Raw genomic sequence first — 6,315 nt, forward strand, 5'->3', positions numbered from 1 at the left:
AGATGCTTGTTATCTGCAAATAGCTAGAGCATTTCAAGGAAATAAACTAGAAATAACAATTAATATGATGGTTCAGAAATACCTTTTGATAATCAATAAGATCTTCAGGATGAAGTGCGTTGACTCCATCCATTTCATATTTCCGATTTAATAAACGATATTTGTTTTCACCAAATTGATGAAAAGGGAGTAGTTGAACTTGGTCGATATTTAATGAGTTAAATAAAGTAGCGAATTCTTCTGCATCCTCTAAACTATTGTTAAAATCAGGGATAACTGGGATTCTTAAAACGATAGTTTTATGTTGAGAAAAAGCATAATGAATGTTTTTAATAATCATTTGATTAAAAACCCCAGTCACTTTTTTATGTTTTATAGAATTATAATGTTTTAGATCTGTGTAGATAAAATCCACATATTGGATTAAATCAATAAATTTTTCATGATCAACAAAGGCAGTAGTTTCAATGGCAGTGTGTATGTGATGTTCTTTAGCTGACTTTAAGATGGCTTTAGCAAATTCAAACTGAGCAAATATTTCACCTCCAGATAAAGTTAACCCCCCACCGGATTCTTCGTAAAATTCCTTGTCTTTCAATACTTCTGTAATAATTTCTTCTACAGTTTTTTCTTCACCTACTAAAGTGAATTTTTCTCGTTGAGCATCTTTCATTTTTTCAGGTTTCATTCTTTGAGATTCAGGATTAGAACACCATGGGCAGCGCAGAGGACATCCTTTTAAAAAAACAGTTGTACGAATACCCGGACCGTCATGAATTGAAAAGTGTTGAATATTAAAAATAATTCCTTTAGATATTTCCATAAGAGTTCCTCCTCTTTATAATTCTATCCTATCACAAAAACGAAAGAAAAACAATTACGAACGAAAGTTTAATTTGTTGTTTTTTGCTTTTTATTTTGGTAGAATAAAACGGAGGTGTAAAATGAAAAGATTGGAACAAATTATTAAATTAGTATCAGAATATGAAAAGATTGATGTTAATACATTATCGGAAAAATTAAATGTATCGAAAGTAACGATTAGAAAAGATTTAGATAAATTAGAGTCAAAAGGCTTATTACACAGAGAGCATGGATATGCTGTATTAAATAGTGGAGATGACTTAAACGTACGTTTGTCAATTAATTATGAAATTAAGAGAAAAATTGTTCAAGAAGCAGTAAGATTGGTGTCAGATAATGAAACAATAATGATAGAATCTGGATCAACCTGTGCTTTACTTGCTGAGGAAATTTGCAAGCAAAAAAGAAATGTCACTATTGTAACAAATTCATTTTTTATAGCAAATTTTGTGAGAGGTTATGATTCATGTCGTGTTATTGTTCTTGGTGGCGAGTTTCAGAAAGATTCACAGGTGACTGTAGGACCTTTATTAAAAGAAATGATACAGACTTTTCATGTGCATCAAGCTTTTGTTGGGACAGATGGTTACGATAAAGAGATGGGCTTTACAGGAAAAGATTTAATGCGCAGTGAGGTAGTTCAATATATTTCAGCAGCGTCGGATAAAGTCATTGTCTTAACTGACTCAAGTAAATTTGATAAAAGGGGTACAGTAAGAAGATTTGCTTTAAGTCAAGTCTATGAAGTAATAACGGACGAAAAACTTTCTAAACAAAATATAGCTACATTAGAAAATGCTGGGATAATGGTTAAGGTAGTTTCGTAAGAGGTTAAGTGTATGAATCAAGATAGAAATAAACTGCTTTCTAAAATTGCTTATCTGTATTATATTGAAAACTTAAATCAGTCACAAATAGCAGCAAAATTAGGAATTTATAGAACCTCTATTAGTAGAATGTTAACAGAAGCAAGGAATGCAGGAATTGTTAAAATTGAAATAGAGAATTTTGATACCAATATGTTTAAGTTGGAAAATTATGTAAAAGAAAAATATGGCCTGGAAAGTTTAGAGATTATTCCAAATGAATTTGATGATAATCCAACAATTTTATCTGAAAGAATTTCTCAAGTTGCAGCAGGTGTCCTTAGGAATTTAATTGATGATAATATGAAAATTGGCTTTTCTTGGGGGAAAAGTTTAAGTAATTTAGTAGATTTAATCCACAGCAAAAGTGTCCGAAATGTTCACTTCTATCCTCTAGCAGGTGGTCCTAGTCACATACACGCTAAATACCATGTGAATACACTGATTTATGAAATGTCTAGAAAATTTCATGGAGAGTGTACATTTATGAATGCAACAATTGTGCAAGAAAATAAATTGTTAGCAGATGGTATTTTGCAATCAAGATATTTTGAAGATTTGAAAAATAGTTGGAAAGATTTAGATATAGTTGTGGTTGGGATTGGTGATTTTAGTAATAAAGGAAAACATCAATGGTTAGACATGCTTACAGAGGATGACTTTAAAGAATTGACAAAAGTTAAAACTGTAGGGGAAATTTGTTGTCGATTCTTTGATTCAAAAGGTAAAGAAGTTTATGAGAACTTACAGGAAAGAACGATAGCAATCTCTTTGGAAGATTTAAAAAATATTCCTCAAAGTTTAGCTGTTGCTTACGGTGATACGAAAGTATCTGCGATTCTTTCTGTCTTGCGTGCTAATCTAGTAAATCATCTGATTACAGATAAAAATACAATTTTAAAAGTTTTAGAAGAAGATGGTGATTTTTCTTTTCGAAATATTTTATGCGAGTGAAAATGATAGACTGATATCAGTTTATCGTTTTTCTTTTTAATCAATTGCACATTTGTGCTTATATAAATAAAAATAGTTTATTTGTTGTTTTTAGATTGACAAGTTTATTATGTAGTTGTATTCTATAGTTACAAAAGAAAATTTTAAAATTTCAAATGAAAAAAGCTTTTTACATAGTGAAATGAGGAGGAATTTATGGAAATTATTGTTCCAGATCAAATTATCATGGGTTTAATTTTATATGCTGGCGATGCGAAACAACATATTTATAAAGCGTTAGATTATATAAAAAACGGTACATGTGAACGATGTGAAGAAGAAATCCAGTTAGCTGATGCAGCCTTATTAGAAGCCCATAATCTACAAACAAAATTCTTGGCACAGGAAGCGTCTGGTACAAAGACAGAAATAACAGCTCTCTTTGTTCATTCACAAGATCATCTCATGACTAGTATGACGGAGATTAATTTAATCAAAGAAATTATTAGTTTGAGAAAAGAACTTCATAAAAAATAATACTAGAGCATTAACATAGAGGAGGAAAATATAATGGTGAAGATTGGTTTGTTTTGTGCAGCAGGCTTTTCTACTGGTATGCTTGTAAATAATATGAAAATTGCAGCGCAATCTAGTGGAGTTGAGGCAGAAATAGAGGCGTTTTCTCAGTCTAAATTAGCGGATTATGCCCCAAATCTAGATGTTGCACTGTTGGGGCCTCAAGTTGCTTATACATTAGATAAATCAAAAGAAATTTGTGATAAGTGTGATGTTCCGATAGCTGTTATTCCGATGATGGACTATGGTATGTTAGATGGGAAAAAAGTATTAGATTTGGCCCTATCTTTGATTAGTGGGTAAGAAAAGGAGATTTATTATGGCAAAGATGGATGTTCAAAAAATCATTGCACCCATGATGAAGTTTGTGAATATGCGTGGTATTATAGCTCTAAAAGATGGTATGTTAGCAATTTTGCCATTGACAGTAGTTGGTAGTTTATTCTTGATTATGGGACAATTGCCGTTCGAAGGATTAAATAAGAGCATTGCTAGTGTATTTGGAGCAAATTGGACAGAGCCGTTTATGCAAGTATATTCAGGAACTTTTGCGATTATGGGTCTAATTTCTTGTTTTTCAATTGCCTATTCTTATGCTAAGAATAGCGGAGTAGAGGCTTTGCCAGCTGGGGTTCTATCTGTATCTGCATTCTTTATTTTGCTAAGATCATCTTATATCCCTAAACAAGGTGAGGCAATTGGGGATGCTATTAGTAAAGTTTGGTTTGGAGGTCAAGGAATTATCGGTGCTATCATTATAGGTTTGGTAGTAGGAAGTATTTATACCTTCTTTATAAAGAGAAAAATTGTTATTAAGATGCCAGAACAAGTTCCACAAGCTATTGCGAAACAGTTTGAAGCAATGATTCCAGCATTTGTAATTTTCTTACTTTCTATGATTGTATATATTTTAGCGAGCTCATTGACTAATGGCGGAACATTCATAGAAATGATTTATTCTGCTATTCAAGTTCCATTGCAAGGTTTAACTGGATCTTTGTATGGTGCAATTGGCATTGCATTCTTTATATCATTTTTGTGGTGGTTTGGTGTTCATGGACAATCGGTAGTAAATGGAGTAGTGACAGCTCTGCTTTTATCTAATCTTGATGCTAATAAAGCTATGTTAGCCTCTGGGAATCTATCATTAGAAAATGGTGCACATATTGTTACTCAACAATTTTTAGATTCATTTTTAATTCTATCTGGTTCAGGGATTACGTTTGGATTTGTAGTTGCGATGCTTTTTGCATCAAAATCTAAACAGTACCAAGCGTTAGGGAAAGTAGCAGCTTTTCCAGCAATATTTAACGTAAATGAGCCAGTTGTATTTGGATTTCCGATTGTCATGAATCCAGTTATGTTTGTACCTTTCATTCTTGTTCCTGTACTTGCAGCTGTTATAGTATATGGAGCTATTGCAACAGGTTTCATGCAGCCATTTTCAGGAGTTACATTACCTTGGAGCACCCCAGCTATTATATCAGGATTTATGGTTGGTGGATGGCAAGGAGTTATTACTCAGCTGGTGATATTAGCGATGTCTACATTAGTTTATTTCCCATTCTTTAAAGTACAGGATCGTTTAGCTTATCAGAATGAAGCATGATAATTCTAAAAAAACATTTGTGTATTATCATTAAACACACACATTTGTGCTAAAAATTAGAGAGTTAAAGTTTTTCTAGTTAAAAGCTTGAAATTTTCTAAAAAACCAGGTATTATATTTTCGAAAGAAACAAAAATATTTTCGAAAGAAAGGTGCTTATTATGGTAAATAAAGAAGTAGCAAGAACGACAATCAAGACAGAATATTTTGGTAGCCTTACTGAAAGGATGAACAAATATCGAGAAGATGTTTTAAATAAAAAACCTTATATTGATGCTGAGAGAGCGGTTCTAGCAACACGCGCTTATGATCGATATAAGGAACAACCTAATGTCCTAAAACGCGCCTATATGCTGAAAGAAATTTTGGAAAATATGACTATCTATATCGAAGAAGAATCTATGATTGCGGGAAATCAAGCTTCTTCCAATAAAGATGCTCCTATTTTTCCAGAATATACGCTAGAATTTGTTCTCAATGAGTTGGATCTTTTTGAAAAGCGTGATGGAGATGTTTTCTATATTACTGAAGAAACAAAAGAACAACTTAGAAGTATTGCTCCGTTTTGGGAAAATAATAATTTACGTGCTAGAGCTGGTGCCTTGTTACCTGAAGAAGTGTCTGTTTATATGGAAACAGGGTTCTTCGGTATGGAAGGTAAGATGAATTCTGGAGATGCTCACTTAGCAGTTAACTATCAGAAACTGTTGCAATTTGGTTTAAGAGGTTTTGAAGAGCGAGCTCGTAAAGCGAAAGCAGCTCTAGATTTAACAGATCCAGCAAGTATTGATAAATATCATTTTTACGACTCTATATTTATCGTAATCGATGCTATTAAAGTATATGCAAATCGCTTTGTTGCTCTTGCTAAAAATTTAGCCGAAAATGCAAATCCTAAACGTAAGAAAGAATTACTTGAGATTGCAGATATTTGCTCTAGAGTCCCATATGAACCGGCAACTACTTTTGCAGAAGCTATTCAATCAGTTTGGTTTATTCAATGTATTTTACAAATTGAATCTAATGGCCACTCTCTTTCATATGGTCGTTTTGATCAATATATGTATCCATATATGAAGGCTGATTTAGAAAATGGTAAAGAAACAGAAGATAGCATTGTTGAACGTCTGACAAATCTTTGGATTAAGACAATTACAATTAATAAGGTTCGCAGTCAAGCACATACATTTTCTTCAGCAGGAAGTCCTTTATATCAAAATGTTACAATTGGTGGACAGACTCGAGATAAGAAGGATGCTGTTAACCAATGTCATTAAGTTAGTGATCTAACTACTTGAATAGGAGGTATGATTGAGATCATCAAAGTGATTCTCTATCCTATCTTCTATTTTTTTGCATGACAAATAAAGGTTTTTTCACCCTATTTTTTGAGATTTATGTTACTCTATAGATGAAATCAACTACCGATTGGGCCTTTATCTTTCTTGGATATTTTCGATTCGGTCG

The 6,315-nt window shown here is 32.5% G+C and carries 6 protein-coding genes and 1 pseudogene; 6 read left to right on the top strand and 1 reads right to left on the bottom strand.

Annotation, left to right across the window (positions count from 1 at the left end):
* Window positions 1-46: 46 nt before the first annotated feature.
* The gene (locus B7695_RS00325; RefSeq protein ID WP_000406167.1) at window positions 47-823 is read right to left on the bottom strand and encodes a glycyl-radical enzyme activating protein; all 777 of its coding nucleotides are present in this window, start codon (window positions 821-823) and stop codon (window positions 47-49) included.
* Between the two features lie 121 nt (window positions 824-944).
* On the opposite strand from B7695_RS00325, the gene B7695_RS00330 reads away from it, so the two are divergent.
* The 6 genes and pseudogenes from B7695_RS00330 to B7695_RS00355 form a co-directional block, all read left to right on the top strand.
* Complete coding sequence (locus B7695_RS00330) at window positions 945-1,691, top strand: DeoR/GlpR family DNA-binding transcription regulator (protein WP_192855694.1); 747 nt, start codon at window positions 945-947, stop codon at window positions 1,689-1,691.
* A 12-nt stretch (window positions 1,692-1,703) separates the two neighbouring features.
* Entirely contained in the window at window positions 1,704-2,684 is a 981-nt protein-coding gene (locus tag B7695_RS00335; protein ID WP_001070838.1) for a sugar-binding transcriptional regulator, read from the top strand.
* A 195-nt stretch (window positions 2,685-2,879) separates the two neighbouring features.
* On the top strand, window positions 2,880-3,200 hold the full coding sequence (locus tag B7695_RS00340) for a PTS lactose/cellobiose transporter subunit IIA (protein ID WP_000402908.1): 321 nt from the start codon (window positions 2,880-2,882) through the stop codon (window positions 3,198-3,200).
* 33 nt (window positions 3,201-3,233) lie between these two features.
* The gene (locus tag B7695_RS00345; RefSeq protein WP_000238723.1) at window positions 3,234-3,542 is read left to right on the top strand and encodes a PTS sugar transporter subunit IIB; all 309 of its coding nucleotides are present in this window, start codon (window positions 3,234-3,236) and stop codon (window positions 3,540-3,542) included.
* Window positions 3,543-3,558: 16 nt separating this feature from the next.
* Window positions 3,559-4,848, top strand: coding sequence for a PTS sugar transporter subunit IIC (locus B7695_RS00350; RefSeq protein ID WP_192855695.1), 1,290 nt, complete (start codon window positions 3,559-3,561; stop codon window positions 4,846-4,848).
* Between the two features lie 161 nt (window positions 4,849-5,009).
* Window positions 5,010-6,113, top strand: a pseudogene (locus tag B7695_RS00355) (pyruvate formate lyase family protein); the annotation flags it as partial.
* Between the last annotated feature and the right edge of the window lie 202 nt (window positions 6,114-6,315).

The sequence above is a fragment of the Streptococcus mitis genome, from assembly GCF_002096845.1.
GTDB lineage: Bacteria > Bacillota > Bacilli > Lactobacillales > Streptococcaceae > Streptococcus > Streptococcus mitis_A.

Excerpts from the sequence above, each read along its gene's own strand:
- B7695_RS00325 (WP_000406167.1), bottom strand. The coding sequence starts at position 823 with ATGGAAATATCTAAAGGAATTATTTTTAATATTCAACACTTTTCAATT.
- B7695_RS00330 (WP_192855694.1), top strand. The coding sequence starts at position 945 with ATGAAAAGATTGGAACAAATTATTAAATTAGTATCAGAATATGAAAAG.
- B7695_RS00335 (WP_001070838.1), top strand. The coding sequence starts at position 1,704 with ATGAATCAAGATAGAAATAAACTGCTTTCTAAAATTGCTTATCTGTAT.
- B7695_RS00340 (WP_000402908.1), top strand. The coding sequence starts at position 2,880 with ATGGAAATTATTGTTCCAGATCAAATTATCATGGGTTTAATTTTATAT.
- B7695_RS00345 (WP_000238723.1), top strand. The coding sequence starts at position 3,234 with ATGGTGAAGATTGGTTTGTTTTGTGCAGCAGGCTTTTCTACTGGTATG.
- B7695_RS00350 (WP_192855695.1), top strand. The coding sequence starts at position 3,559 with ATGGCAAAGATGGATGTTCAAAAAATCATTGCACCCATGATGAAGTTT.